Origin of the sequence: Halomonas sp. ML-15 (assembly GCF_014779595.1) — a bacterium.
Taxonomy (GTDB): domain Bacteria; phylum Pseudomonadota; class Gammaproteobacteria; order Pseudomonadales; family Halomonadaceae; genus Franzmannia.
This window is the reverse complement of record NZ_JACXZT010000019.1, coordinates 88623-114694: the sequence shown is the minus strand read 5'-3', so window position 1 is coordinate 114694 and position 26072 is coordinate 88623. Positions and strand designations below refer to the sequence as shown.

General features: G+C 61.8%; 31 protein-coding genes and 1 tRNA gene. 16 read left to right on the top strand and 16 right to left on the bottom strand.

Features of this window, described 5'->3' with window-relative positions; translation table 11 throughout:
* Positions 1-3 precede the first annotated feature (3 nt).
* The gene (queA, locus tag IEI94_RS12140) at positions 4-1044 is read right to left on the bottom strand and encodes a tRNA preQ1(34) S-adenosylmethionine ribosyltransferase-isomerase QueA (RefSeq protein ID WP_191169547.1); all 1041 of its coding nucleotides are present in this window, start codon (positions 1042-1044) and stop codon (positions 4-6) included.
* Positions 1045-1200: 156 nt separating this feature from the next.
* Here queA and IEI94_RS12135 point away from each other — a divergent pair.
* Positions 1201-1287, top strand: a tRNA-Leu gene (locus tag IEI94_RS12135).
* Between the two features lie 62 nt (positions 1288-1349).
* On the opposite strand, the gene IEI94_RS12130 is transcribed toward IEI94_RS12135, so the two are convergent.
* The 10 genes from IEI94_RS12130 to IEI94_RS12085 all read right to left on the bottom strand — a co-directional run bounded on the left by IEI94_RS12130 (position 1350) and on the right by IEI94_RS12085 (position 8808).
* Entirely contained in the window at positions 1350-2354 is a 1005-nt protein-coding gene (locus tag IEI94_RS12130; RefSeq protein WP_191167578.1) for a tyrosine-type recombinase/integrase, read from the bottom strand.
* Entirely contained in the window at positions 2354-3649 is a 1296-nt protein-coding gene (locus tag IEI94_RS12125; RefSeq protein ID WP_191167577.1) for a hypothetical protein, read from the bottom strand. The genes IEI94_RS12130 and IEI94_RS12125 overlap by 1 nt, the downstream gene beginning before the upstream one ends.
* A gap of 171 nt (positions 3650-3820) precedes the next feature.
* Positions 3821-4663 carry a zonular occludens toxin domain-containing protein gene (locus IEI94_RS12120; RefSeq protein WP_191167576.1) on the bottom strand — a complete coding sequence of 281 codons (843 nt, stop codon included), beginning with the start codon at positions 4661-4663 and terminating at the stop codon, positions 3821-3823.
* A 5-nt stretch (positions 4664-4668) separates the two neighbouring features.
* Entirely contained in the window at positions 4669-4956 is a 288-nt protein-coding gene (locus IEI94_RS12115; protein WP_191167575.1) for a DUF2523 domain-containing protein, read from the bottom strand.
* A gap of 10 nt (positions 4957-4966) precedes the next feature.
* Positions 4967-6190 carry a virulence factor TspB C-terminal domain-related protein gene (locus IEI94_RS12110; protein ID WP_191167574.1) on the bottom strand — a complete coding sequence of 408 codons (1224 nt, stop codon included), beginning with the start codon at positions 6188-6190 and terminating at the stop codon, positions 4967-4969.
* Positions 6191-6274: 84 nt separating this feature from the next.
* Complete coding sequence (locus tag IEI94_RS12105) at positions 6275-6487, bottom strand: major capsid protein (RefSeq protein WP_191167573.1); 213 nt, start codon at positions 6485-6487, stop codon at positions 6275-6277.
* A 222-nt stretch (positions 6488-6709) separates the two neighbouring features.
* On the bottom strand, positions 6710-7063 hold the full coding sequence (locus IEI94_RS12100; RefSeq protein WP_191167572.1) for a hypothetical protein: 354 nt from the start codon (positions 7061-7063) through the stop codon (positions 6710-6712).
* Positions 7064-7464: 401 nt separating this feature from the next.
* On the bottom strand, positions 7465-7710 hold the full coding sequence (locus IEI94_RS12095) for a hypothetical protein (protein WP_191167571.1): 246 nt from the start codon (positions 7708-7710) through the stop codon (positions 7465-7467).
* Complete coding sequence (locus IEI94_RS12090; protein WP_191167570.1) at positions 7707-8459, bottom strand: hypothetical protein; 753 nt, start codon at positions 8457-8459, stop codon at positions 7707-7709. The genes IEI94_RS12095 and IEI94_RS12090 overlap by 4 nt, the downstream gene beginning before the upstream one ends.
* A 142-nt stretch (positions 8460-8601) precedes the next feature.
* The gene (locus IEI94_RS12085; RefSeq protein ID WP_191167569.1) at positions 8602-8808 is read right to left on the bottom strand and encodes a DNA-binding protein; all 207 of its coding nucleotides are present in this window, start codon (positions 8806-8808) and stop codon (positions 8602-8604) included.
* Between the two features lie 130 nt (positions 8809-8938).
* On the opposite strand from IEI94_RS12085, the gene IEI94_RS12080 reads away from it, so the two are divergent.
* The 3 genes from IEI94_RS12080 to IEI94_RS12070 all read left to right on the top strand — a co-directional run bounded on the left by IEI94_RS12080 (position 8939) and on the right by IEI94_RS12070 (position 10916).
* Entirely contained in the window at positions 8939-9223 is a 285-nt protein-coding gene (locus tag IEI94_RS12080; RefSeq protein WP_191167568.1) for a transcriptional regulator, read from the top strand.
* Positions 9224-9326: 103 nt separating this feature from the next.
* Positions 9327-9686: a hypothetical protein gene (locus IEI94_RS12075; protein ID WP_191167567.1), complete on the top strand. Its 360-nt coding sequence runs from the start codon at positions 9327-9329 to the stop codon at positions 9684-9686.
* 18 nt (positions 9687-9704) lie between these two features.
* Positions 9705-10916: a PIN-like domain-containing protein gene (locus tag IEI94_RS12070; RefSeq protein ID WP_191167566.1), complete on the top strand. Its 1212-nt coding sequence runs from the start codon at positions 9705-9707 to the stop codon at positions 10914-10916.
* Between the two features lie 807 nt (positions 10917-11723).
* On the opposite strand, the gene IEI94_RS12065 is transcribed toward IEI94_RS12070, so the two are convergent.
* On the bottom strand, positions 11724-11966 hold the full coding sequence (locus tag IEI94_RS12065; protein WP_191167565.1) for a hypothetical protein: 243 nt from the start codon (positions 11964-11966) through the stop codon (positions 11724-11726).
* Between the two features lie 182 nt (positions 11967-12148).
* Positions 12149-12637 carry a DUF4124 domain-containing protein gene (locus tag IEI94_RS22970; RefSeq protein ID WP_191167564.1) on the bottom strand — a complete coding sequence of 163 codons (489 nt, stop codon included), beginning with the start codon at positions 12635-12637 and terminating at the stop codon, positions 12149-12151.
* Between the two features lie 387 nt (positions 12638-13024).
* Between IEI94_RS22970 and IEI94_RS12055 the strand changes: the two genes are divergently transcribed.
* From IEI94_RS12055 to IEI94_RS12040, 4 genes are all read left to right on the top strand, one after another.
* The gene (locus IEI94_RS12055; RefSeq protein WP_191167563.1) at positions 13025-13570 is read left to right on the top strand and encodes a cytochrome b; all 546 of its coding nucleotides are present in this window, start codon (positions 13025-13027) and stop codon (positions 13568-13570) included.
* 81 nt (positions 13571-13651) lie between these two features.
* Positions 13652-14149, top strand: a complete 498-nt coding sequence (locus IEI94_RS12050) for a hypothetical protein (protein WP_191167562.1) — start codon at positions 13652-13654, stop codon at positions 14147-14149.
* Positions 14150-14340: 191 nt separating this feature from the next.
* Positions 14341-14754, top strand: coding sequence for a nucleoside diphosphate kinase regulator (gene rnk / locus IEI94_RS12045; RefSeq protein ID WP_191167561.1), 414 nt, complete (start codon positions 14341-14343; stop codon positions 14752-14754).
* Between the two features lie 46 nt (positions 14755-14800).
* Positions 14801-15409, top strand: a complete 609-nt coding sequence (locus IEI94_RS12040) for a LysE family translocator (protein ID WP_191167560.1) — start codon at positions 14801-14803, stop codon at positions 15407-15409.
* A gap of 3 nt (positions 15410-15412) precedes the next feature.
* On the opposite strand, the gene IEI94_RS12035 is transcribed toward IEI94_RS12040, so the two are convergent.
* A complete protein-coding gene (locus IEI94_RS12035) occupies positions 15413-15922 on the bottom strand; it encodes a copper chaperone PCu(A)C (RefSeq protein ID WP_191167559.1) in 510 nt (169 codons plus the stop codon).
* Between the two features lie 105 nt (positions 15923-16027).
* Positions 16028-17677 (bottom strand): isovaleryl-CoA dehydrogenase, encoded by a 1650-nt coding sequence (locus tag IEI94_RS12030; RefSeq protein ID WP_191167558.1) that lies wholly within the window; start codon positions 17675-17677, stop codon positions 16028-16030.
* A 133-nt stretch (positions 17678-17810) separates the two neighbouring features.
* Here IEI94_RS12030 and IEI94_RS12025 point away from each other — a divergent pair, with 133 nt between their 5' ends.
* From IEI94_RS12025 to IEI94_RS12005, 5 genes are all read left to right on the top strand, one after another.
* On the top strand, positions 17811-18359 hold the full coding sequence (locus tag IEI94_RS12025; RefSeq protein ID WP_191167557.1) for an NUDIX hydrolase: 549 nt from the start codon (positions 17811-17813) through the stop codon (positions 18357-18359).
* Positions 18356-19288 (top strand): AAA family ATPase, encoded by a 933-nt coding sequence (locus IEI94_RS12020; protein ID WP_191167556.1) that lies wholly within the window; start codon positions 18356-18358, stop codon positions 19286-19288. The genes IEI94_RS12025 and IEI94_RS12020 overlap by 4 nt, the downstream gene beginning before the upstream one ends.
* Before the next feature lie 3 nt (positions 19289-19291).
* On the top strand, positions 19292-20242 hold the full coding sequence (locus IEI94_RS12015; RefSeq protein WP_191167555.1) for a DUF58 domain-containing protein: 951 nt from the start codon (positions 19292-19294) through the stop codon (positions 20240-20242).
* Positions 20239-22302 carry a transglutaminaseTgpA domain-containing protein gene (locus IEI94_RS12010; RefSeq protein ID WP_191167554.1) on the top strand — a complete coding sequence of 688 codons (2064 nt, stop codon included), beginning with the start codon at positions 20239-20241 and terminating at the stop codon, positions 22300-22302. Before IEI94_RS12015 ends, IEI94_RS12010 begins: the two co-directional genes overlap by 4 nt.
* 106 nt (positions 22303-22408) lie before the next feature.
* Complete coding sequence (locus IEI94_RS12005; RefSeq protein WP_224750113.1) at positions 22409-22903, top strand: glutathione peroxidase; 495 nt, start codon at positions 22409-22411, stop codon at positions 22901-22903.
* Here the strand turns inward: IEI94_RS12005 and IEI94_RS12000 are convergent.
* A complete protein-coding gene (locus tag IEI94_RS12000; protein WP_191167552.1) occupies positions 22900-23286 on the bottom strand; it encodes a hypothetical protein in 387 nt (128 codons plus the stop codon). The genes IEI94_RS12005 and IEI94_RS12000 overlap by 4 nt on opposite strands.
* Positions 23287-23420: 134 nt before the next feature.
* On the opposite strand from IEI94_RS12000, the gene fabV reads away from it, so the two are divergent.
* The 3 genes from fabV to IEI94_RS11985 all read left to right on the top strand — a co-directional run bounded on the left by fabV (position 23421) and on the right by IEI94_RS11985 (position 26053).
* A complete protein-coding gene (gene fabV, locus IEI94_RS11995; protein ID WP_191167551.1) occupies positions 23421-24629 on the top strand; it encodes an enoyl-ACP reductase FabV in 1209 nt (402 codons plus the stop codon).
* Positions 24630-24717: 88 nt separating this feature from the next.
* Positions 24718-24918 carry a hypothetical protein gene (locus IEI94_RS11990; protein WP_191167550.1) on the top strand — a complete coding sequence of 67 codons (201 nt, stop codon included), beginning with the start codon at positions 24718-24720 and terminating at the stop codon, positions 24916-24918.
* A gap of 157 nt (positions 24919-25075) precedes the next feature.
* A complete protein-coding gene (locus IEI94_RS11985) occupies positions 25076-26053 on the top strand; it encodes a GlxA family transcriptional regulator (protein WP_191167549.1) in 978 nt (325 codons plus the stop codon).
* The last annotated feature ends 19 nt before the right edge of the window (positions 26054-26072 follow it).

Below are 26072 nucleotides of genomic sequence, written 5' to 3'. Positions count from 1 at the left end.
CGCTCAAGAGGTCTTGCGGGTTAAAAACATCGCATCGCCGTAACTGAAGAACGCATAGTGCTCGGCCACGGCCTCGCGGTAGGCGGCCAGGGTGGTATCGAAACCGGCGAAGGACGACACCAGCATCAGCAGCGTCGACTCCGGCAGATGGAAGTTGGTGACCAGGGCATCCACGCACTGCCATGCATAGCCAGGGTAGATGAAAATATCGGTCTCGCCCCGGTAGGGAGCGATCGCGCCGCTGGTGCTCTTCTGGCATGCTGACTCCAGGCAGCGCACGCTAGTGGTGCCCACCGCGATGACCCGCTTGCCGGCGGCGCGAGCGGCCTCGACCTTGTCGCAGGCCTGCTCGTCGACCTCAATCCACTCGCTGTGCATATGGTGGTCGCGAATGTCGTCGGCGCGCACCGGCTGGAAGGTGCCGGCACCGACGTGCAGGGTCACGAAGGCGCTCTCTATGCCTTTCTCTGCCAGCGCCGCCAGCAGCGGCTCGTCGAAGTGCAGCCCGGCGGTGGGCGCGGCCACGGCGCCATCGCGGCGGGCATAGACGGTCTGGTAGCGCTCGCGGTCGGTGAGCTCGTCCTCGCGGGTAATATAAGGCGGCAGCGGCATATGGCCGTGGCGCTCGAGCAGCGCGATCATCGGCGTCTCGCCGAGGAAGCGCAGCTCGAACAGTGCGTCGCGGCGGCCCTCGACCACGGCGTGCACGTCGCCCTCGAAGATCAGTTCGGTGCCTGGCTTAGGCGACTTGCTAGAGCGGATGTGCGCCAGGCCACGGTGGGCATCCAGCGGCCGCTCGAGCAGCATCTCCACCTTGCCGCCGCTGGCCTTGTGGCCATGCAGGCGCGCCGGAATGACCCGGGTGTCGTTGAACACCAGCAGATCGCCGGGCTCGAGCAGTTCGAGCAGATCGGGAAAGCGGCGATGGCTCAGCTCGCCGCTGGGGCCGTCGACGCACAGCAGGCGACAGTCGCTGCGCTGCTCGGAGGGATAGCGAGCGATCAGCTCCTCGGGGAGGTCGTAATGGAAATCGGCACGCAGCATGAAGGCCATGACTCGCAGTAATAGTGGCATCGACACCTTGCCCACAGCCGCCGACTCGACCGCCTGGACAAGCGGCACAGGATACCCGTTTCGTGATGCAAAGTCAGGCCGCGCGATTGACCTGCCCAGCGGCCCACGTATAATGCACCGCGCGTTGCCGGCGTGGCGGAATTGGTAGACGCAGCGGATTCAAAATCCGCCGGGTGCAAGCCCTTGTCGGTTCGAGTCCGACCGCCGGTACCAGCAAAATCAAGCCTTTAGCGGTTCCTTCCAAGGTTTGATCATTTCTGATTTTTTCTCGTTGTCTACAAGTTGCCTACGCTGCTTTTCGGTGCGTACTTGATCGCGTCGGCCAGATGGTCGGGGGACAGGTGTGCATAGCGCATGGTCATGGTGATCGTTTGATGGCCAAGGATGCGTTGCAGGGTGAGCACGTCGCCACCGTTCATCATGAAGTGACTGGCGAAGGTGTGTCGGAGCACGTGGGTGCATTGCCCAGGGGGTAGCTGGATGCCCGCAGCTTTGATGCCTTTGGCAAAGGGCTGATACGCGTCTGTGGGGAACACGCGACCGAACTTAGGGGCATGCTCGACCAGGGCGTCAAAGAGTGGCTGAGGGAGAGGAATGGTGCGATTACGGCGGTTCTTGGTGCCGGAGTAGGTCACACGACAATTTCTGAGCATCTCAACGCGTAGGTATTGGGCTTCGCTCCAGCGGGCACCGGTAGCGAGGCAGAGTCGCGTGACCAGGTGAACATCACGATTGGGCGATTGCTCGAGTACCTCGAGTAAGGCGTCGATCTGTGGCTCGGTGAGGTAGGCGAGTTCCTTCTCATCGAGCCGCAGGGGCTGGATGATGGCGAAGGGGTTCTGACCTTGCCACTCCCCTAGCTTGATGACCTTGTTGAAGACAGCACGCAGATGGGCCTGGTCGTGGTTGGCGGTGTTGGGGGTGATGCCTTCGGCGAGACGCTGCTGGCGGAAGCGCGAGGCGCCTATAGGCGTGATGGTCGACGCAATGGGGTTGCCCATTTTTACGGCCAGGGCCTGGAGCTGGGAGAAACGGCGCTTACCGTCCTTGAGCGTGACGCCGTGGAAGTCGTACCAGATCTGGATCAGATCCAGCAGGCGGCGATGGTCGCGTTTCTTGGGCGCGTAGGGTTCGCCGGCAGCAGCTTTGCCCATGACGTAGGATTCGAAGCGCTTGGCTTCGGCCTTGGTCTTGAAGCCACGCTTGCGAACGCGGGGGCCGTAGCGACCCTCGGGCCAACAGTCGACCTTCCAACCATTGCCTTGCCTGGTAATTGCCATCAGGCAGCCTTGCCGATCAGTCGTCGCTCGATCAGCTTTTGCTCGACCAGTTGGCGGAAGCCGGCCGAGTCGATGCCGCGGCGTCGGTAGTACTCGGCGAGGTCTTCCCACATGCCGGAGCGCTGGAGGTAGCGAACCGCTTCATGGGTGCGAAAGCCTTGCCGGGCGTAGATCGAGACGAGGTTGCCGAAGGCGAGGCAGACGTTCTTTTCGTTTCCCAGGCCAGGGGCCTTGCGAGCGCGTTTGTAGAGGCCGTGGGGCTCACTGGCGTAGAAGCGGGCGTCGTCCTGGAGTAGCTGCCAGGCGGGGTCAATGAGGTTGCGGCAGAGGTCGAGGCGGTAGGTTTGCAGGGCGGTACGCCATAGGCCGGTGAGGTGGGGCACGGTGTCGGTGAAGCGGTGGAAGCCGTGAGCGTCGTCGATCACTTCGCCGGTGTCGACGTTGCAGGGGATGCCCTGGGCAAACTCGCGCAACACGGACTGGTGAAAGCGCATCTCAATACGCCACACGTCACGCTCGGGATCGTAGGCGCTGGTAAAGGGTTCGTCGCCGGGGGCTTGCTGCCAGATGCCTTCCCAGAAGTGGAGCTTGTCGGTGGCTTTGGCCTGCAAGGTCTTGTTGTAAATACAGCATTGAAGCGCGCCGGCAGTGCCAAACATCAAGGTTTCGTTACGACCGTAGGTAGTGGCGATGTTGCCATGGTCGAAGGTGAGGTTATCGATACCGTTGATGCGCATGACTTTTTTGGAGCGAGTGACGAAGCGGTCCATGAAGTCGTTAGGGGGCTCCCAGCCCTGGACGTCGAGGGCGAGGTGGATCGCGCAGCCGGCGAATTGGACGTAGGCCAGCATGTGCTTGGCGATGTTGTCCATGAAGGCTTGGCAGGCCTCAGGGGTACGTTCCTGGATGAAGTGGGGCGATAGCTCGATCTTGACGTGGGTACCCAGGGTGTCGACTTTCTGGTGCCGGGCGTAGAACAGCACGATCACGCCCAGGTCGTTGTTCTGCAGACGGTACCGAAAGCCGGAGCTGGCAGAGCCAGCGGCCACGATCCAGGTGGTATCGAACAGCTCGATAGTGGCACCACGGCCTTGCTGGTAGGCCTCAATGATCATGTCGAATTGGTACATGCAGGGCATGCCGATGTAGAGCTGACGCACAGTGTCGACGCCGGCATTGAGCAATTTGATGCCCTGGAGCTCGCGCTGGCCCTTGGGACTGAGAAAGATCGGGCCGCGTGCGTCTTGCTCGCCACGTGCCAGTGACTCTATCGAATAACGTTCCCAACGCTTCATTTTTCTAATACCCCGTATTGGCATTTATTGGCGTGTTACCACCTATAACGTTGTCAGTCTGCGAGACGTGTTACAGGGAGGGTCTCGCGCCGCGCCGCCGGTGCGGCGCGGGGATGCGGGCGCAAGCGTCCTCTCCCGCGCCGCACCGGCGGGCGGTTTCCACCATTGCTGTCATAGGTCCAGCACCTCGACCTCGTACGGCAGGCCCATGTCCATCGCTTCGAGGCACATCGGTCGGGAGACGAGCAGAAGACGGCTCTCCTGGTCGTATAAGCGGCAGATGTCACCGAAAATGACGCCGGCGTAAGCGGTGACCGGCTCGGGTAGATCGCCGGTGATGTCGATGGTGAGTAGCTCCTGATCAGCGTCTGAGAGATCGGAGCCAGAGCCGAAGTAGCCGGAAACCTGTGCGACGGCAAAGGTAATAGAGGCGGCGGCGACGAGGAGAACGACGGGAGCGATTACCAGGATACGCGGCAGGCGCTTTTTGCCGGTGTGCATGCTGGCGGACGTGTACTGTTCGAAGACCCATTTGGGGTACCTCCAGACGGTGACTTCACAGTCGGCATCTTTGGCATGGGACGCCGGATTAGTGTGGCAATTACCTTCCCAGCGCCAGACGATGGCGCCGTTGAGCTTGCCCTTACGCATCAGATGTTCGTGGGTGTCGACCAGAGCGCGCACGTCGCTGGTGAGCTGGCTGGGGTTTTGGCAGGTGATGATGAAGTCGATGCCGCGGTGGCGATGTGTCTCCAGGGCGGCGATTTCGGCGGGGGGCTCTCCGGTGTTGCGGTAGCGGCGCCAACGCTGCTGGGCTTCGTCGATCAGGATCAGCGAGCCATCAGGGCAGTCCATCCACTGATCGGGAATATCGGCCTGGTTGCGTAGGCCGTTGACGTTGCCGAAGAAGGGGCGATCTGCGCCATCTTCGGTGCGCAGCAGGTTGATCATGCTGTAGACGGCGCGCAGGGTCTTACCGGCACCGGGCACGCCTGAGATCAGGTGAATGGCCATGGTTATTAGCCTCCGGTGATAATGGCGGAAGGGCCGACACTCCAGGCTCGGAAAGCAGCACGAAGCAGAAAAGCAGAGCCAATGGCGGAAAGGGCCACGTCGATACCAGCAAGTTGCGCGAACCAGAGGAATTCCCCAACAGAACCAAGATGGTTCATGGCGGCATCCATGAGGTTACGGATAAGCACCGTGCTAATGGTGGTAAAGACAAGGAATGTAGCAATCTTTGCAACCATAACGGCAATAAAAAACTTAGCGAAGGCGGCTAGAATAGTCACAATAACAGCAGGCATGGCAGTCTCCTTACTTTCTTCCAAGGACAATAAACAAGCCCATGAGTAAGCCGAGTGCCTTAACAGCACCGGATATCATGGAGGCAAAATCACATATCGGGTACCATTCAATGGTAATAGATCCATAGAGAGGAACATTAACCACTGTAGGAGCTGGGCAGTGACCACCAGATAGGCCAGAATCGTAATCTGGTAGGTCTTCAATCACTTCAACATTCCAGACAGGATCATCTACGCCAGGGAAGTCGGGAGGGGGTTCATCCCAGCGATCAAGCATTTCATCTTCAGGCGGTAGGCCACCACCGGAAGAGCCAGGGAAGGGCTTATCTTCCCCTTTGGTTTGGGCATCGATATTGGCAGCACGCTTGGCGACTTCTCGAGATACCTCGGGCGGCGCGTTGCCAGACGATGAGGGTTTAGGCTGGCCGGACAGCGCAGGATCGTTGGCCCAGAAGTCCTCGATGATCTGTTCCCACTCTTCAGACGCGGTGTTGTCAGACCATAGATCGTCGACGATGGATTCGGGGAGGTGACCATCGAGATGTTCTAGGTCAGATTCAGTTGCAGGAACAAAGCCATTGGAGGGGCCAGTATAATCAGTTGGCGTATTCGGGGAATTGGTAGATAAATCGGCGTAGCGACGATTGCTTGAGTTGATCCAGCCATTTGAGCCAAGCATATGATAGCGACATTCGTAAGAATTATTGCCTAAGTAATTAATTGCTCTAGTTCTAAATTCATGTGAGTCGCCGAACTGTTTGATAGCAGCATGGCAAACGGCGCCAGTAGAGGGAAAGCGTTGGCTTGTGTTTCTTAATATAAAAGATTGGCCTTCTGGCGCATCAATAGACTCGTAAATTGGAGCATCATCGTCAGGAACCTGAACACCCTCTTCTTGTGACCATATATAACCAGCAGCAAAGATGGCGAGCTGTAACCCCGGATGCATGACACCACGTCGCATCGCGGCAAGCGCACCCACTCTTAACGTTTCACGAGAGACGGGGACTTGTTGGGTCCAGTAGATCCGAGAGCCGATCGCTTGTGGCTGAGTGTTGGCGGTGACGCGGGCGAGGATATCCGAGCCACTGGTTCCCGCTGAGGCGACACGCGTGATCGTGGTGGCGGCAGGGCCTGTTGAGGATTGCTGCGCTAGTGATGAAACAGGAGCCAGAAGGCCGGCAACAAGGCCAACAAGACAAGCATACCGGGTGACAGTTCGAGCATGGTTCATGGCCTCATTCCCTGGTGCGGTGGTGAATGAAAACGGCCCCTGCCTGAGTGATCGGGTAGGGGCCGACGTTCGCCTGCTGGGCGATCAGCGCATAACGCGCCGGATGAGGGTGAAGACCATGATGCCCGCCAGCACACCGAGCACGGCGAGGCCTACGGCACCGACAGGCCCCATGGCGCTTTCGATGGTGCTAACAAGGCCGGTGGTGTCGACGGCTTCCTGAGCCATGGCCGCGCCTGAGGCCAGGTAGGCGGCAGGTGCGAGGACGACGACTTTGGCTTTCTTGATGAGACGCATATCAGTTACCTCTGCTGAAGTAGTGGAGTTGTTGCGCAATAGCGCGAAGTGCCCAGGCAGTAGCCCAGACGGCACCTATGGCCCCGGCGACCAGGAGGGCACCGGGGACATCTAGCCAGGGCTGGTTTCCCGCCTGGACTAGCTCGGCTGCCTCGACCCAGTGGAGAGGACCGGAACAGGTGTCCAGGTCGTCATCCCAGTCGAGGCAGGCTTGTACGTACATCAGCTGGCCGCGCCTTTGGCGGTAGTGGCGTTGCTGGAAGCGGCCGGGGTGGCAGCAGCGTTGCTGTTACCGCTGGCAGCGGGTTTGCGCACGGCGATGGCGTGCATGGTGATCTTGCCGCCGGTGGTGCGCATTTCGGCGTCAATCTCGAGGTTGCAGGGCATGTGGGCGGCGTGGGGCCGGATCTGGTCGAGGATCTCGTAGGGGGCGGAGATCGTGGCGACTTCGTGACCGACCCGGTTGTCATTGTTGGGGTCGGCTTCGTTCATGATGGTGAGCTTTGCGCCTTTAACGCCGTTGTCCATGGAGTAGCGCATGGCACCGATGACGCGGGCTTGAATGGTGTTGATCATGAGTCGTTCCTTCCTTCGTTGGCTTGGGTTCTGGCTGCTGGGTGTCCAGCTGCTTGGCTTTCACAGTGGCGAGCGAGAACGGCTAGCTCGGTGGTGGTTGGTGACGAGCCTTCCGTCACCTGGTGGTGATACTCGGCGAGGGCATAGAGCAGCGCGGCCTGGCCGTAGTCGCGACCGTGGAGGCAGCGGCTGGCCCGCTCCCTCAAGGCTCGGGGCTCCGGGCAGGCGTGTGCCTTCCCTACCCGGCTGCCCATCGGTCGGTCAGCACGGCAGTCGACTCCCTGCCCCCCGTCAAGGGCGCTCGCTGCGCTCGCACCCTCGCCCTTGACGGGTGACCGTCCGCCGACTCGGGGAGCCGTGCGACCGATGGGCGACGGGTGACGGGCAGGCACATACATCTTTTAAGCCTCCGAGGCCGGGTCGCGGCCTGGGGTGGTGGTGGCATCAGCGCTGGCGTCAGTGCCATCAGAGGCCAGACCCAGGGCGGTGTAGTCGCCGCGCTGGAGACGCTGGAGGCCGTCCTGGATGAGTAGCTGGCCCAGGGCGGAGGGGGTGGCTTGGTGCGTGCCAGCCTGGATCAGCAGGGATGAATACTCGCCGCTGTCCAGGAACACGCGAACGGGACGTTTGCCGTTGGCGGTGGTCATTGGGTGTTCCTCGGGTAGGTGTGGATACCAGTTGCAGGGGGTGCATCCATGGCCGGTGGATAAAAAGTGACCCACTCGGGCGTTGAGCAAAACGCGATACGATGGGCGGCGCCGTCATGGGTCAAAGGGGCAGGGACGCTACGGGGTGAAACGGTGAGCACGACGTAGAGCTTCGTGCGAAGACGCTCAATGATGGCGTCACGATCACGCTGGACACATGCAGGGCAACCAACCGTGATCGGTGATCCGTCAGGCTTGAAAGTCTCGACCTCACCACAGCCATCACAGAGCCAGCATTCTTCCTCTAGAGCAGATTCAGAAACGGCGTCAGCGGCGTTGTCGGTAGGGTCGCTGGGCTCAGCGTCGTAGGTGTCAACGCGGTAGAAGGCGTCGTAGAAGCGCTTGTAGAGGTAGCGCACGAAGGTCTTGGCGGCTTCCAGGGTGGAGAAGTCGCGGGCGTAGATCAGGCCAGAGCCATGAATGGTGCTGTCGACCCGGTTGATGCCGAGGGTGACGCCGGGGATTTCCAGGCCGTCGATCAGGTCGGCGGTGATACGGGGGCCAAAGGTGATATCCCAGCCGAGCACGTCACTACCGCAGATGATGGAAACGTCTTCACCTGGGAGCGTAATGGGGCGCTGGCCGTCGGGGGTGATGGTTAGCTGCTGATAGGGCAGGCGGGCGAACACGTCGACGAAGGTGCAGCCGTCGGTGGTGCGCTGGTTGGCAAATTCGATGTGGTAGCTCATGACCCTTCCTCCTGGTCGTGAAGGTCCTTGTCATGAACGTCGTCGCAAGGATTCGCCGACTCGTCGGAACAGTCGCTCAGAGCAATGAGAGTGAAGGCGAGCGTGCTAGCCAGGAGGAAAGCAAAAAGCAGAATGGAGTAGCTCATGACCAGTCCTCGTTGGAGAGGCACTGGGCCTGGAGCAATGCGACGTTGATCAGGCGGTATTTGCCCATCTTGATAGACGGCAGGTAGCCACGGCGGATATGGCCGTAGATGACGCCTTCGTCGAGGCCTGAAAGCTCTGAGAAACGCTCGAGGGTCATCAGGGGCACGTTGGCCGGGACCTGGGGCGCTTTGTTTTCTTCCATGTCGTCACCTGTCTATGGTGGGCTGTGCTAGGCTTCGGTAAACATCTGCCAACGCTTATGTGATGTGTGGCGGCAGGCGTGTACCAAGAAATTGGTATACTAATTATTCAGTGTACTAAGAAGATGGGATATGTCAAGCGAGCTCACAAGGAAAATTCGCGAGATAAGGGAGGTGGAGACATCAGGCCGCCACGAATTCTCGCAACTTATTGGAATTAATAAGAAAACTCTTGAAAGCTTGGAGCAGTCAGGTCGTGCACCGAAAGGGGATATGCTAGAAGCGGTTTGCCAGCAGTGGCCGAAGTACACGCTTTGGCTGATGACAGGGCAGGTAAATGAAGAAGCTGGGCAAGTGAGCCCGGAGATAGAGAAAGCGCGCCAGACGCTCAAGCAAACAGGGACGGATACCGACTAGCCAAAGCGGCAGCAGCAAGGTGGTACCAGGGGGGAAAGGCTCCAAGATAAGGAGTGTCAGCCTTGAGCGATGAGGTTGTGGATAAAAACAGTGGAGGTTGGATATGGGGATCCAAGATAGGGAATACTTTCAGCGCGATAGTCAACGACGGGCAGAAAAGTACGGCTGGGATTTTTCAGGTAAACCAAACAAAAATAGTAGGGATAATGCTCCTGGCCCATCTGCTAGTAGTAAAAAAAATCTTAATGACTGGGAAAAAGAAAGCAGGAAGGCTTTTGTAAGAAAAGTGTACGCAAGGCCTGAAAGGAAAGGTTTTGTTAAAGGAATGATTGTTGGTTTAGTGTTGTCTAGTTGTGTGACATTCATTTCCATTATGATTGTTTTGAATCTAGCTCCAGACCTTCTATATGGCCCATTCAATAAAGTGGGCGATATTATTAATGCTATAGGCTTAGGTAAATAAATAAGATTGGGAGTGGTTATGAAGGATCTTTTTCCAGGCTATTTTATTGAGGAAGATAAAGTTGAGAATTTATGGGAAACATGCACGTTTGTGTTTGATGCTAACGTTATATGCAATCTTTATAGATATTCGGATGAAACGAAAGACCTCCTTGTTAAAGTCCTTGATGAACTTAAGGATCGGGTGTGGATGCCAAACCGGGCAGCAGAAGAATTTCTAAGAAATAGGCCTGTTATAATAAGCACACAGAAGCAGTATTACTCTTCGGTTAGTACGGACATTAATAACTTGATGCAAGAGTTAAATCAAAAAAGAAAGCACCCTTTTGTAAGTGAGGAGTTGCTGGAAAAATTTAAAAATATTTCTGAGGAAGTTAAAAATGAACTTAAAGAAAATAAAGAAAAATATGCATCAAAGATAAGCAGTGATGATCTAAAGTGGAAGGTCGCTAGTATTTTCGAAGGATCGGTTGGAAGAGGGGTTAGCAATGAAGAATTAGAAGATATATTTAAAGAAGGAGAGCGTAGGTATAGAGAAAAAATACCTCCTGGCTATGCTGATGATGTGAAAAATGATGGATCATTAAGGGGTAAATGGAGAGTTTATGGCGACCTTATAATATGGAAACAAACAATAAAAAAAGCCCAGGAGGATGGCTGTAATGTAATATTTGTCACCGGCGATGAAAAACCTGATTGGTGGCTGAAAGAAGAGAATATTACGTTAGGCCCAAGACCTGAGCTTATAGAAGAGTTTAAAGAGGAAACTGGAAAAGATGTTATGTTATATAAGCCAGATAGGTTTCTAGAGCTCGCTTTAAAGTACCTTGGGCTTAAGGTAGATGAAGAAGCTGTAAATGAAATAAAGGAGGTCAAGGGGGATGAGGAGGAAGTAAAACATTATTATAGCAATATCAATAGCTTTAGTGGCATTGATAGCGAAAAATATAATGTTGTAAAAGATAAAATACGAAGTATGGAAGAAGAAATAAATACTAATATTACAGTTAATAAGCAGATAGAAGATGTGCTTTCAAAGCTAAGAAAGAAACGTGATGCATATTTATATAATGCTGAAGTTGATGATGAGATTGAAGAAATAGTTAAGAATAAAAAAATGCGTGAAATGGATGCTGAAATAGATGATTATCTTTCTTTGATAGAACACTTTAATGTGGAAATAGCTGGACTGAAAAATAGGATATCGTCAGAATACCAAAAGCTTCTTTGATCTATCACAATCATAGAGTTACAGGCTTAAAGAGTGTCCACATGGTGTCGGCAAGGGTGAGCGGAAAAGGCAAGTAAAGGCGGGGTTGTGTGCTTTAAATATATGATTTTAAATGTATTGGCATTTTTTGGCACGCATAGTCACGGCTTCAAAATCCGCCGGGTGCAAGCCCTTGTCGGTTCGAGTCCGACCGCCGGTACCACCTCAAAAACAGTCGCTTATGAGCGGCTGTTTGCGTTTTACTTTCCTCGATGCTATCCCCTTCACCTCGCCATGCCCCGATTAGGAGGCGTGCGAACGTTGGTGGCTGTGGTCTGGGCTAATTATGGTTTCCGGCTACAGTTGGTGACGAAGCTGATGTACCAGAGTGCAGTGACAGCCATGTTTCCTTTCCGGGCAACTGAAAATGAGCGCTGAGATACAAAGCCTAGCCAAAGCGGCAGCGGCAAGGTGGTACCAGGGGGGAAGGCTCCAGGATAAGGAGTGTCAGTCTTGAGCATCTTGTTTTTCTTGGAATTTTGTTTGTTTTTCGATGGAAGATAATCTAAGTGTTTTAAAAATTCTTTATATGCTGGAGGGGAGAGTGAGCGATCCTAGATGGAGCTATTGGACTTAACAGTAAAGCTTAGTCTCCAGGGGCGGGATGACTGATATCTTGCAAGTTTTACATTGTTCAGAATAACCACGTGATAGCGTGGGTTATTCCAATGCATGGTTTCAGGTCTTGTCGCCAGAGCGATGTTATTTCCAGTTCCCAGGGTAGCCTAGAGTTAAGGTGGTGTTATTCTCGGTCAGGACCGTAGGAGTTTATAGCAAAGATGAAAGCTTGGTCCAGTCTGATGCTAAAGTTTCTCCAGCCCAAACCTGTGCAGCTTCCCAAGCCTCATCCTCAGTATTTTCAGTGGGTGGAGATGGCATACTTTTGACGATGGGGGCTGGGTGCTCATCAAGGTGCCAACGTGTCATGGCTAGCCAGTCCTGCGTTTCAGGATCTCGTGTCATCACCAGTTCAACCTGGTGGCTACATAGCATGAAGGTACAGCGCTTCATTTTGCCCACTCCTTTGGGATTCAAAACAGCTTAGAGGAAATCGCCCATAAAATATGTGCGATAATTCCGACGGCTTGCGTAAGAGATAGCCTACAGAGGTCGAAAGTTAGCTACTGGAATAGAGGTTTGCAATAGGATTGATTTAATTATCTCTTTGGTTTTTCTAATCCTTGGCCTGGTAATTAAGTACTAGGCTTTTTATACCGCACGACTAAACCATCGCACAGCGTAGCTTCATGATAACCCCGAGAAAATCGAGGGTTGCTCCAATAAAGCACTTTGCATGTCTTGTCGCTAAAGCGTTGGGATTTCCAGTTGTCTGGATGCCCTAAAACCGAGATGGTGTGATTCTCGGTCATGCCCAGGGCGAGGTGCCCACGAGATCGAGCGCGAGCCAAGCCGTTACGCAATTCGGTATGACTGACGTGGGTGAGGGTAGGTGCCCTGGGCAGGTTCGATTGCTGCTGCCGCTGTGCTCGAGGAGCTGGGGGGCGATGCTGACGATGGTCGGGTGAAGACTGATAGGTGTTAAAATTGTCCTGAAGGATCTGCCTCGAGTTCTCGCCGCAGGGGCTGTCCCGATAGTGGGCCTTACCGTCGATGTCGCACCGATAGACCTGGGCGTGAGCCACGAGGGGTAGCAGCAGCAAGGCTGCCAGTAGTCGTTTCATTATCCCTGATACCGTCTGTTACGTTTTTATTGTTCTAATATAGCCGAACCTGAGAAGGTGTCCACATGGCGTCGGCGGGTGTGGTCGAATAAGGCAAGTAAAGGCGCGATGGACGATCACAAGTGACTGATTTTTAGTCTATCGGCATTTTTGGGCACACGTTGTTACGGGGTCAATGTCCACTATGCGACAGCAAATTTTCAACCTCCAGTTGAATCCTGGCATCCCAGGAACCCTGGTTCTCTGGAACAGAACCTCTGCCACGGCACGCTAGCTATTTTTACGGTCATCGCTGCGCCGTAGTCGCCAGGAAACCATTCCCTTGCGACGAGAGTCCCACAAGGCTTTCATAGAAGCCTTGCGAAACGCATTCGAGGGAGTAGGACGATGGCACTATCGCTGCGCGATACTCATACCCATTACGGCCGTATCAGCCGCGCCTTTCACTGGGCGATGGCGCTGCTGTTTGCCTGGCAGTTCACCAGCGTGGCGGCGCGGGTGCTGTTCGAGGATTCCGCCTTCGATGACTTCATGTGGGCGTGGCACCGCGATGTCGGGGTGCTGCTGTTCACGCTACTGCTGCTGCGCGGCGCCTGGGGGCTGCTCAATCTGTCGCGACGCCCGCCCTCGGTGAGCGTGATGGCCAAGCTCGGTCATCTGGTGCTGTATGCGTTGATGCTGGTGGTGCCGCTGGTGGCCCTGCTGCGCCAGTACGGCTCTGGTCGCTCGCTGTCGGCCTTCGGTATCCCGCTAATGCCGGGCTTCGAGGGGCCCGAGATCGAGTGGATGGTGGCGCTGGGCAGTATCTTCCATGGCTTCCTGGGCTGGACGCTGCTGGTGCTGATCCTCGGCCATGTGGCGATGGTGGCGATCCACCGCCGCTACGCACATCACGATGTGTTGATGCGCATGGCGGGCACTCCCTCGCGTTGAGCGCCTGGTGACGCTGCAGTGGGTGCCAAGCGCATCGTGCTGGCGTAGTCTTGGGTTACTGATATAACGAGGAACCCATGCATGCCACGCAAGAACAAGCGTCCCAAGGCCGCGCCATCGAAGCCATCCTCCCGGCCAGCAGCGCGCAAGCGTCCTTTCAGCCCCAAGCGTTTGATTCGCGGCCTGCTGGTCGCGGTGGCGATTATTGCCGTACCGGCAGCGTGGTTCGCCATGGAGGCCCGCCAGGCGCGGGAGGTCAGCGACTTGAGCGTGATCGGCGGCGGTGAGCCGGTGGTGGTACAGGTTCACGAACCGGGCTGCACTAGCTGCGAGCAGCTGCTTGAGCAGGCCCAGGAGGCGCGCAGCCGGCTGGACGAGGAGCTGATCCTGCGGCGTGCCAATATCGCCAGCAGCAGCGGGCGGCGGTTCGCCTATGAGTACGGTGTGTCGCAGAGTACGCTGGTGCTGTTCGACGCCCGTGGCGAGGTAGTAGAGGTCAAGCGTGGCGTGGTCGCGGCCGATGAGCTGGAGGCCGATTTCGTAGCGTTGCAGAGTCTGCCCCGGCCACGGCGCCGCTAGGCGCCGCCGCAAAACCGGCTGTGCTCGCCGACTTTTCAGTCAGAGCCTGACCCGCGGCGGGGGCTGTCAAAGCCGCGGTGAAAGTCTTATAGTGAAATGATACACAGTCCTTTGCTCCTTGCGGGTGAAGGGCTGTTTTCGTTGTCAGGCCGCGTTTACGTTATTTCAGCGTTTGCGGCTCAGGAGGCCAGATGTCATCACGTCCCACCATCATCATCAATCGGCTGGACGCCGAACGGCTGCAGCGGCTGATCGACGCTGCCAGCGACAAGGACCTGGCGGTGGCCGAGTCGCTGGAAGCCGAGCTGGAGCGCGGCGAGGTGGTCGATCCCGAGCAGATTCCCGCCGACGTGGTCAGCATGAACAGCCAGGTGCAGTTCACCGATCTGGGGCGTAGCCGCCAACTGGTGCGTACGCTGGTCTATCCACGTTCACTGGCGGAGAGCGCCGACGGCCTGTCGGTAATGGCGCCGATCGGCGCGGCGCTGCTGGGGCTCAAGGTCGGCGACGTGATCGACTGGCCGCTGCCGGATGGCAGCGAGACCCGGCTGCGCATCGATGCCATCCTCTGGCAGCCGGAGAGTGCAGGCCAGTTTCACCGCTGAGCCCGGCATGTGTCGCGCCGCTCCAGACCCTGATTGAGGAGAGTCGATGCCGTTGTCGCTGTGGTTGTCGCTGGTAGCGATCTGCGCGGTGGGTGCCATGTCGCCGGGCCCCAGCCTGGCGCTGGTGCTGCGCCATACCCTGGGCGGCGGTCGCCTGCCGGGGGTGGTGGCGGCGCTGTCCCATGCCCTCGGTGTGGGGCTCTATGCGCTGCTCACGGTGTGGGGGCTGGGCGCGCTGATCGCCCGCCAGCCGCTGCTGTTCCAGTTTATTACCTGGGCGGGGGCGGCCTATCTGGCCTGGCTCGGTATCAAGGCGCTGCGCGCCGGGCGGGCGGCAGCCTTCGAGCCCAATGCGGTACTCACCACCGGCCCCCAGGCGGCCCGCGAGGGCATGCTGGTGGCGCTGGGCAATCCCAAGCTGATCCTGTTCTTCGTGGCGCTGCTCAGCCAGTTCGTCAGTCCCGAGATGAGCGTGGCGGCCAAGGCGGTGATCGTGCTTACCGCCATGGTCATTGACGGTGGATGGTACGTGATCGTGGCGGTGGCGCTGTCTCATTCGCGGGTGCTGCCCTGGCTCCAGGCCAGGGCGCACTGGGTCAATCGCATCACCGGCGTGCTGCTGATCGCCATCGCACTGCGTGTGGTGGTCGGCTAACCTTCAGTGGTCGTGTTCGTGTTCGTGGTCGTGGTGGCCATCGGCCGCCTCACCGCCCGCATTGGCCTCCTGTACCCCTACCTCGATCTCGACCTCCCCCTGTTCGGCGAACTCCAGAGTCAGCGGGAAGGTCTCGCCTTCGACGAGGGTCTCTTCCAGGCCCAGCAGCATCAGGTGGTAGCCGCCGCCGGGACGCATGGTCAGCGTCTCACCGGCCTCGATCTCGATGGCGTCGAGTTTGCGCATCTGCATGTTGCCGTCGTCCATGATCATATCGTGAAGCTCCACTACTCCGCTGATCGGGCTGCTGGCGCCGACCAGGGTGGCGGGCTCGTCGCCAGCGGTGATGTCCAGGTAGGCGGCGCCGTTGGGGGCCCCCGGCGGCGTCGGCGTGGCGAAGGGGTGGGCGATGCGAATATCGTCGAGGGTGACGTCGTGGGCGCTGGCCAGTGACGGCAGCAGCGCGACGCCGAGCGTCAGAGCGGAGGCAAGTGAGGCGGCGCGGGCAATCATCGGTAATCCTTTTCGTGATGGATGGAACCCTTGGGTCACCCAAAGCTTACGACAGCCTGGCCGGCTGCCAAGCGGCGTTTTGTCGCAACCGCCAGCATAGGGGCATCAGGCGCCAGGTGTCACCCGCGCGAGTATCTCCGCCAGAGGAGCATCGGCCGGCAGCACGCCATAGGCGGGGCTGGCTTCGCCCAGCCGCGCCCGGCAGAAGGTTGCGGCAACCGCGGCGGGCGTGTGGCGTAGCAGCAGCGCCGCCTGCAGGCACTGGGCGAGACGCTGGGTCAGCCAGCGCGCACGGGGCACCAGCGCCTCTGAGGGCATGCCCAGGGTGCGTTCGAGCTCGCCCAGCGCCCGGTCGAAGAGGGCATTCTGGCCGCGCGCTGCGTCGAGCTCGTTGCGTAGCGCATCCACCGCCTCGGGGTGCCTGCCCAGCACGCGCAGCACGTCGAGGCAGATCACGTTTCCCGAGCCCTCCCAGATCGAATTGACCGGTGCCTCGCGATATAGCCTGGCCAGCGGTGTCTCTTCGACGTAGCCGATGCCGCCCAGGCACTCCATGGCCTCGGCCATAAAGCCCGGCCCGCGCTTGTTGTGCCAGTACTTGGCCAGCGCCGGGGCGATGCGTGCCAGGCCTTGCTCATGCTCGCTATGCGGCGTGTCGAAGGCGCGGGCGATACGCAGCGCCAGCGCCACGCCGGCCTCGACCTCGAGAGCCAGGTCGGCGATCACTGCGCGCATCAGCGGCTGCTCGGCCAGCGGTTGGCCGAAGGCGTGGCGGGCCTGAACGTGCTGCCAGGCCAGCAGCAGCGCCTGGCGCATCATGCCCACCGGTGCGGTGGCGGCGTCGAGGCGGGTCTGCTGGACCATCTCGAGGATAGTGGCAATGCCGCGTCCCGGCTCGCCGATCGGCTGCGCCCAGGCGTGGCGGAACTCGATCTCGGCGGAGGCGTTGGCGCGATTGCCGCACTTCTCCTTGAGGCGCTGCAGTTCGATGGCGTTGCGCTGGCCGTCGGGGGTGAAGCGCGGTACCAGAAAACAGCCGAGGCCGTCATCGGTCTGGGCCAGGGTCAGAAAGGCGTCCGACATCGGTGCACTGCAGAACCACTTGTGGCCCAGCAGGCGCACGCCGTCTTCGCTGGCCTCGGCGCGGGTGGTATTGGCACGCACGTCGCTGCCGCCCTGTTTCTCGGTCATCGCCATGCCCATCGTCACCGCCGGTTTGTCGCTGGCCGGCAGGGCGCGGGGATCATAGTCCCAGGCCAGCAGCCGCGGTGCCCACTGGGCCAGCACCTCGGGGGCATGGCGCAGAGCCGGCATGGCGGCGTGGGTCATGGTCACCGGGCAGCACACGCCCGGCTCGGCCTGGGTCAGCAGATAGAGGGCGGCGACGTGGGCCTGGTGGCCGCCGCGGGCCTCCTCCTGCCAGGCCACGGCGTGCCAGCCCTGGTCGCAGGCCAGGTGCATCAGCTCATGGTAGGCGGGGTGATAGCTGACCTCGTCGAGGCGTCGGCCGTGACGGTCGAACAGTCGCAGCGTTGGCGGATGGCGATTGGCCTGCTCGCCCAGCGCCTGCACGCGGCGGCTGCCAACCTGCTCGCCCAGCGGCGCCAGGCGCCGGGCGACCCACTCCGGGGCCTCGCGGGCCAGTGCCTCTTGGAGTGGAAGGTCCAGGGTGAACAGGTCGAGGTCGCTGTCAGCAGGCGGCTGGTTGAGCACCTCGTGGGTGGCGAGCCGCTGGCGTGGGGCATGGTCGTGCATGGCGTGTCTCCTGCTGCACTGCTATGGATCGAGCATGGTCAGCGCCCAGCGTGGGGTCAACGTCGAGAGCTGTGCTGGCCGCGGTGGATGCGACTGGTTACGCTGAGCACTGTTCTGCCCATGGGAGTCCGTCATGCCCACCGAGGTTTCCGCGTCGGTCCCTTTGCCGGCGCCGTTGATCGCCGATGAGCGCATCCAACTGGTCGATGCTTGTAATCGCCCCTGCGGTAGCGCGCCGCGGGCGCTGATGCGACGCTTCCACTTCTGGCACCGTGCCACCTATGTGGTGGTGCTCAATGCTGCCGGCGAGCTCTGCGTGCAGCGCCGCACCCTGACCAAGGAGGTGTTCCCCGGTGGTATCGACCTGGCCGCAGGCGGCGTGGTCGGCGCCGGCGAGGCGGTGCACGTGGCGGCGCGCCGCGAGCTGGCGGAGGAGCTCGGCATTCGCGGCGTGGCGCTGCGCTACTGCCTGGCCTTCCGCTACGCCGCCGACGGCAACCATATTTTCGGCAGCGTCTATCTGGTGCACTACGACGGGCCGCTCGCGCTGCAGGCTGAGGAGGTAGCCGATGCCTTCTGGCTGCCGCTGGACGAGGCACTGGCCCTCGACGAGGTGACCCCGGATACCCGCACCGCCGTGGTCAGCCTGCAGCGCGCCGGGCATTTGGCGGCGAGCGCATGAACCGCCGTGAGCCGCTGACCGCGGCGCGCCTCGATGACCTGCTGGCGGCCCTCGAAGGGGTGGTGCGGGGCAAGTCGCAGCAGGTGCGGCTCGCGCTATGTTGCCTGCTGTGTCGCGGCCATCTGCTGATCGAAGACCTGCCGGGGCTGGGCAAGACCACCCTTGCCCAGGCGCTGGCGCGGGTGACCGGGCTCGATATGCAGCGCCTGCAGTTCACCAGCGATCTGCTGCCGGCCGATGTGCTGGGGGTCTCGGTGTTCGACCCGCGTCAGGCCAGCTTCCACTTCCACCCGGGGCCGATCTTCCATCAGCTGGTGCTGGCCGACGAGATCAATCGCGCTACCCCCAAGACCCAGAGCGCACTGCTCGAAGCGATGGAGGAGGGGCAGGTCACGGTGGAGGGCGAGACCCGCCGCCTGCCTGAGCCGTTCTTCGTGATCGCCACTCAGAACCCCCAGGAGCAGGCTGGCACCTTTGCGCTGCCGGAGTCGCAGCTCGACCGCTTCCTGATGCGCCTCTCACTGGGCTACCCCGACGCCCGCGCCGAACGCGAGATCCTGCGCGGTGAGGCTGGTCGGATCCAGCTGGATAGCCTGGGCCGGTGGCTGGATGCCGAGACGCTGCGCGGCTGGCAGGCGCGCATCGCCGAGGTACACGTGGCCGATGCGCTGCTCGATTACCTGCAGGCGCTGGCGGCGGCGAGCCGCACCCACCCTGAGCTGGCCTGGGGGCTGTCGACCCGCGCCGTACTGGCACTGCTGCACGCCGCCCGCGGCTGGGCGCTGCTGGCGGGGCGCGACCATGTACTGCCGGAGGACGTCCAGGCGGTGTGGGTGCCGGTGGTCGGCCATCGGCTCAGTGACGGGCGCCGCGAGGAGGGGGAGGCGCTGGCCCACCACCTGCTGGCCAGCGTGCCGGTCACGGTCTAGTCCATGGCCGACCTGTCCCCGATGCAGCGGCTGCGTGACTGGTGGCAGCGGCGCCGGCTGAGCGCGGCCGGGCAGCCACTCGGTGCCCAGCGGCTCTTTTTGCTGCCGACCCGCTTCGGGGTGATCTGGGCGGTGCTGATCCCGGTGCTGCTGCTGTTCGGCATCAACTATCAGAACAATCTCGCTTACGGCCTGGCCTTCTGGCTGTTTGCCGTGGCGCTGGTGTCGCTGTGGCGTGGCTGGCGCAACCTGTACGGCGTTCGGCTCACGGCGAGTGCCTCGGGTGAGGTGTTTGCCGGCGACATGGCGCGTCTGAACGTTCGCCTCAGCGCGGCGCGGCGTCGCCACGCCCTGCGCGTGGTGCTGGTGGCGGGCCCCGGCCAGGTGGCCGCCGCCGAGGGGGAGATAGACGGTGGCGAGCTGCTGCTGCCGCTGGCGATACCGACCCTGCATCGCGGCCTGTGGCGGCTGCCGGCGCTGCGCCTGGAGAGCGCCTGGCCGCTGGGCCTGGTACGGCTGGTCGCCTGGGTCGATAGCGGGGTCGAGCTGCTGATCTATCCTGCGCCGGGCGAGCCGGAGGAGGGCGCAGCACGGCGCCGCGGGCCGGGGTTGGCGCCCCAGGACTTCGCCGGCCTGCGCCGTTTCGAGCCCGGCGATGGCCCGGCACGGTTGGCCTGGAAGCAGTGGAGCCGCACCGGTGTACTGAGTACCAAGGTCTTCAGCCTGCCCCCGCGGCGTCAGCGCTGGCTTGACTACGCCGCCTGTTCCGGCGCGCCTGAGGTGCGTCTGTCGCAACTATGTGCCCAACTGCTCGACTACCACCGTGCCGGTGATCTCTACGGGCTGCGCCTGCCCGGCGTGGAGCTAGCGCCGGCCAGCGGCCCGGCGCAGCGCCGCCGCGCGCTGCGGGCGCTGGCGCGCTGGCCAGCGACAACCGGCGGGAGCGACCTATGAGTGCCCCCTCGGCGCTGCTGGCCGACGGCCGCAGCCTGTCGGCCCGGCTACTGGTACAGCTGTTCATCGGTCAGTGCCTGGTGCTGGCGCTGCACCTGCCGTTCATGCCGCCGTGGCTACTGGGGGTGGCGCTGGCCGCCGCCGGCTGGCGTTTCCTGCAGCTGCGTCGCCGCTTGCCCCGAGCCGGGGTAGTGCTGCGCCTGACCGCGGTGGTCGGGGTGCTTGGCGGACTCTGGCTGCAGTACGGCGGACTGATGGGCATGCAGGCGCTGATGGGCGTACTGCTGGGAATCTATCTGCTCAAGCTGCTCGAGACCCACGACCGGCGCGACGGCCGGGTGGTGGTGATCATCGGCTTCGTGACGCTGACCGCGGCCTTCCTACACGACCAGAGTCTGCTGATGAGCGGCGCGGCACTGTTGGCCGCGGCCTGGCTGCTCCAGTCACTGGTGGTGCTGGCCGGTGGCCGGGCGGGTCGCGACGCCTGGCGCGAAGCACTGTGGCTACTGGCGTTGTCGGCGCCGCTGATGGTGCTGCTGTTCGTGGTGGTGCCGCGAATCGGCCCGCTGTGGACCCTGCCCCAGGCCGATCAGGCCGCCACCGGTCTCAGTGATGAGATCGCGCCGGGGGATATTGCCCAGCTGTCGCGCAGCGACGCACGGGCCTTCAGGGCACGTTTCGACGGCGCCGAGCCGTCGCCCGCCGAGCGTTACTGGCGTGTCTATACCCTGTCGCAGTTCGACGGCGAGCGCTGGACGCGGCTGCGCCCCGAGCAGCATGCGGCCAGCGCCAATCAGCCGGTATCGCGTTTCGTTCAGGAGGCCGACCGCTCACCCTTCGACGACCGCACGCCGCGCTATGTCGCCGAGCTGCTGCTGGAGCCGGACAGCCGTCCCTGGCGGCCGAGCCTGGGCACGCCGCTGGCCAGCGACGCCCGCCAGCGCTACCTCGCTGACGGCACCCTGGAAGGCCTGGTGCCGCTCTCCTCGCGGGGCCTGCTGCAGGTGGCCAGCAGTGCCGCGGCGCCGAGCTACCCGGATCCCGCCGGGCCGGCCTGGCATCGGCTGCTGCCGCAGGACGCCAATCCGCGCAGTCGCGACCTCGCCGAGCGGCTATGGCATGAGGCCGAGGGCGACCCGCGGCGTTACCTGACAGCGCTCATGGCGCGCTTCGGCGAGGCGCCATTTCGCTATACATTGAGTCCGCCGACGCTGAGCGGTCGTGACCGCATCGACGACTTCCTGTTCGATACCCGTGCCGGCTACTGCACCCACTACGCTTCGGCGGCGGCGGTGATGGCGCGGATGGTGGGCATTCCGGCGCGGGTCGTGGTGGGCTTCCAGGGCGGCGAGCGCCACCCCGACGGCCACTTCACGCTGCGCGACTACGACGCCCACGCCTGGATCGAGGTGTGGCTGGAGGGTGCCTGGGAGCGTCTCGACCCCACCGCTGCGATCGCCCCCGAGCGCATCGAGCAGGGCGCCGAGGCGTTTCTCGGCGGCAGCGACGACTTCCTGGCCGATGCACCCTTTTCGCCGCTACGGCTGCGCGAGCTGGGCTGGGCCAACCGCCTGCGGCTCGGCGTCGAGCGCGCCGAGTATCGCTGGCAGCGTGGCGTTATCGGTTACCAGCGCGAACGCCGGGAGGCGCTGCTGGCGGGGGTCACCGAACGCCTCGCCACGCTATGGTCGCGACTGGGTCAGCTGACCCTCGGCGACGCGCTGCGCCTGGTCGCGGCCGCCGCCGGGTTACTGCTGCTGGGCTGGCTCGGGCGCACCTGGCGAGTGCGCCGAGCAGGCGGTGAGGGGCATCAGGTGCGGCGGCTCCAGACCTGGCTCGAACGGCGCGGCCACGGCCCCCTCGGCGGCGAGTCGCCAGCGGCTCATCTGCGCCGGCTGGCGCCCAGCGCGGGGCCGGCGCAGGGCGTCCTGGAAGGCGTGGCCAAAGATCTCGAGCGGCTGCTCTATGCGCCGCTCTCGGAGGCCGAGCGGCGGCTGCGTCGTCGCCGGTTAGTGCGACAGCTGACCGAGATCAAGCGGCGCTGGCCGCGGCGCAGATGATGCCCCGGACTGGCGCCGCGCCGCCGGTCGTGGCATCGTGGAGTCCATGGTTTGCGTCTCTCATCCAGCGCTAGCGGTGGCTATGGCACCTCGACCCTCATCCCCCTTGCACGAATTCGATTGCCGTACCCATCGCGGCGAGCCATTCAACCTGCGCGCGTTGCGCGGCCAGGTGCTGCTGGTGGTCAACGTCGCCAGCCGCTGCGGCTTCACGCCGCAGCTCAAGGAGCTGGAGGCGCTCTACCGGCACTACCATCGCCAGGGCTTCACGGTGCTGGCCTTTCCCTGCAATCAGTTTGCCCGTCAGTCGCCGGAATCGGCCAAGGCCTTTTGCAGCTTCAGCGAGCGCGAGTATTCAGTGACCTTTCCAGTAATGGAGAAAGTGCGCGTCAACGGCCCGCGTGCCCATCCGCTGTTCGTGGCGCTGCGCCGTGAGGCGCCCGGGGTGCTGGGCAGCACCCTGATCAAATGGAATTTCACCAAGTTTCTGGTTGGCCGCGACGGCCGGGTGCTGCAACGCTTCGGGCCGCGCGCCGGCGAGCGACAGATACGCGAAGCGCTGGAAGAGGCCCTCGACCAGCCCTATGAACCGCGAGGTTAGGGTATCTCGCCGCGGGCGATCATGACCCGCGTCATCAACTCATTCCAGCGATGGCGGGTCATCATGGTGATCAGCCCCGAGAACAGTGCCCAGCTCTTGCGCCGCCAGCCGGTAAGCCGCAGGTTGTGCGCCACCAAGCGCTTCATCAACTGATAATCGTCGAAGCGTCGCCATTCACTGGCCACCGACATCTGGGTGCGTGACAGCACCGGGGCCAGCTCGATGCGAAAGATCCACTCGAGTTCGGTGAGGGTCAGCTCGTGGCGCTGGATGACCTCGACCATGCGCGCATAGTCGCGCTCGCGGGGTTCGCGATCCAACCACAGCGGGGCCAGTGCCAGCCACAGCTCGCCGCGTTCATCGACCAGAGTCTGGGCATCCATTGTTCTCTCCTGCCGGGTTCGTCGCATCTGAGCCGGCAATCTTGTCCCACCCGGCGGCTTACCTCAAGGGCGGACAGCGTCGACCGGTGTGGGTAGAATGGCGCCCACTGTCCACTGTTGTGTCGAGGTCTGACGTGATCATCAAACCCAAGGTTCGCGGTTTCATCTGTACCACCACTCATCCGGTCGGCTGCGAGAAGAACGTGCTCGAGCAGATCGAAGCGACCCGCGCCCGCGGGCTCGACAAGAGTGCCGGGCCGAAGAAGGTGCTGGTGATCGGTGCCTCCAGCGGCTACGGGCTGGCGGCACGCATCACCGCTGCCTTCGGCTACGGTGCCGACACCCTAGGGGTGTTCTTCGAGAAGCCGGGCAGCGAGAAGCGTACCGGCACCGCCGGCTGGTACAACAGCGCGGCGTTCGACAAGTTCGCCAAGGCCGAGGGCCTCTACAGCAAGTCGATCAACGGCGACGCCTTCTCCCATGAAGCACGAGAAAAAGCCATCGAGATGATCAAGGCCGACCTGGGTCAGGTCGATCTGGTGGTCTACTCGCTGGCCTCGCCGGTGCGCAAGCTGCCCGATAGCGGCGAGCTCAAGCGTTCGGCGCTCAAGCCGATCGGCGAGACCTACCGCGCCACCGCCATCGATACCAATAAAGACGCCATCATCGAGGCCGAGGTCGAGCCCGCCACCCAGCAGGAGATCGACGACACCATCACGGTGATGGGCGGCGAGGACTGGGAGCTGTGGATGAGCGCCCTCGACCAGGCCGGAGTGCTGGCGCCGGGCGCACGCAGCGTGGCGTTCAGCTATATCGGCACCGAGATCACCTGGCCGATCTACTGGCACGGCGCCCTGGGCAAGGCCAAGGAGGATCTCGACCGCGCCGCCGGTGAGATCGATGCCAAGCTCAAGGCCAGCGGCGGCGGCGCCAACGTGGCGGTGCTCAAGTCGGTGGTGACTCAGGCCAGTGCGGCGATCCCGGTGATGCCGCTGTATATCGCCATGGTCTATCGGGTGATGAAGGAGCAGGGCCTGCACGAAGGCACTATCGATCAGCTCAATCGGCTGTTCGGCGAACAGCTCTACTCCCCCAAGGGCCAGGCTGCCTTGGCCACCGACGAGGCCGGCCGTCTGCGCCTCGACGACTGGGAGCTGCGCGACGACGTGCAGCAGGCCTGCAAGGCCCTGTGGCCGCGGGTGACCAGCGACAATCTGTTCGAGATCACCGACTACGCCGGCTACAAGCACGAGTTCCTGAAGCTGTTCGGCTTCGAGCGCGACGACGTGGACTACGATGCCGATGTCGACCCGGTGGCCGACTTCGACGTGGTCGAACTGTGAGTCGAGCTGAAAGCAAGTGGTGAACGCCTGTGATGCGGGGTAGTCTCAAAGGGTAGCGGTATTTCCCCCTGGGTAGCGAGGAGGTCCTATGGACACCAAGGAAAGCAAGACCCCGGAAGAAGAGAAAGAGCATGTGATGGGCCAGCGGATCCCCGAGGATTACGATGAGGCCGAGCCTCAGAAGCAACCCGAGGCGCAGAAGCCACCCACAGGCATGCACAAGCTGCTGCCGGTGGCGGTGATTCTGGTACTGGTCGCGGGCTTGGCGTTCCACTTCCTGGGCCGCTGACCGCACGGCGACACCCTGGACGCCGGGCCCGTAGGGCTCGGCGTTTGCGTATCTGCGACCCAGGCTTGTATCGAGTGTCGCCCGACCGACCGCGTGGCACTGCCGGTGACGCGGCAATTGGGTAAGATGTGACTCCCAGCCCATCACGGCGATAGCGATGCCAGCACTCCGACCCGTCAGCGCTCAGCCAAGCACTAGCCGCCAGATCGCCTTCCTGCTGTTGCCGGGGTTCTCGCTGCTGGCGCAGGCCTGTGCCCTGGAGCCGCTGCAGGTAGCCAATCAGCTCGCCGGCGAGCGGCTCTACGTACCGCTGACCTACGGCCTGGAGGCGCGCGAGACACGCAGCGCCAGTGAGCTGTCGCTGACCCCACGCCATACGGTGGGGGAGGACGACGGCGGTCTCGATATGCTGCTGGTGTGCGCGCCAAGCCCGCTGCCGCTGAGCTTGCCGGCCAGCCTATGCGGTTGGCTCAAGCGCCTCGCCGGACGCGGCGTGGTGCTGGGCGGTGTGGCCGGCGGCACCGAGGTGCTGGCCCGTGCCGGGGTGCTTGACGGCTACCGTGCGACCCTGCCGTGGCAGCGCTTCGACGCCTTCGCCCGCGACTACCCGCGGGTCAACCTCTCCCAGCAGCTGTTCGAGATCGACCGCGACCGCCTGACCTGCGGTGGCGGCACCGCGGCGATGGACATGATGATGACGCTGATCGGTCAGCATCACGGCCAGCGGCTTGCCGAACGGGTCTCGGAGCACTTCGTTTGCGAGCGCATCCGCCCCGGCGATGAGCCCCAGCACGTGCCGCTGCGCTCGCGGCTGGGCCATGCGCCGCAGAGCCTGGTGGAGGCAGTCACGTTGATGGAGGCCAATATCGAGGAGCCGCTGACCACCCATGAGCTGGCCGAGCACCTGGGCATCTCGCGCCGCCAGCTCGAGCGGCTGTTCAAGAAGTATCTGCAGGCGGTGCCCAGCCGCTACTATCTCGACCTGCGCCTGCAGGAGGCGCGCAAGCTGCTGCGCGAGTCCGACCGCGCGGTGGGTGATATCGCGCTGCTGACCGGCTTCTCGTCGGGGGCGCACTTCTCCACTGCCTACCGCAACCATTTCGGCATGACCCCGCGCGAAGAGCGTCTGGTCTGACTTAGGCTGCCCTGCGGGG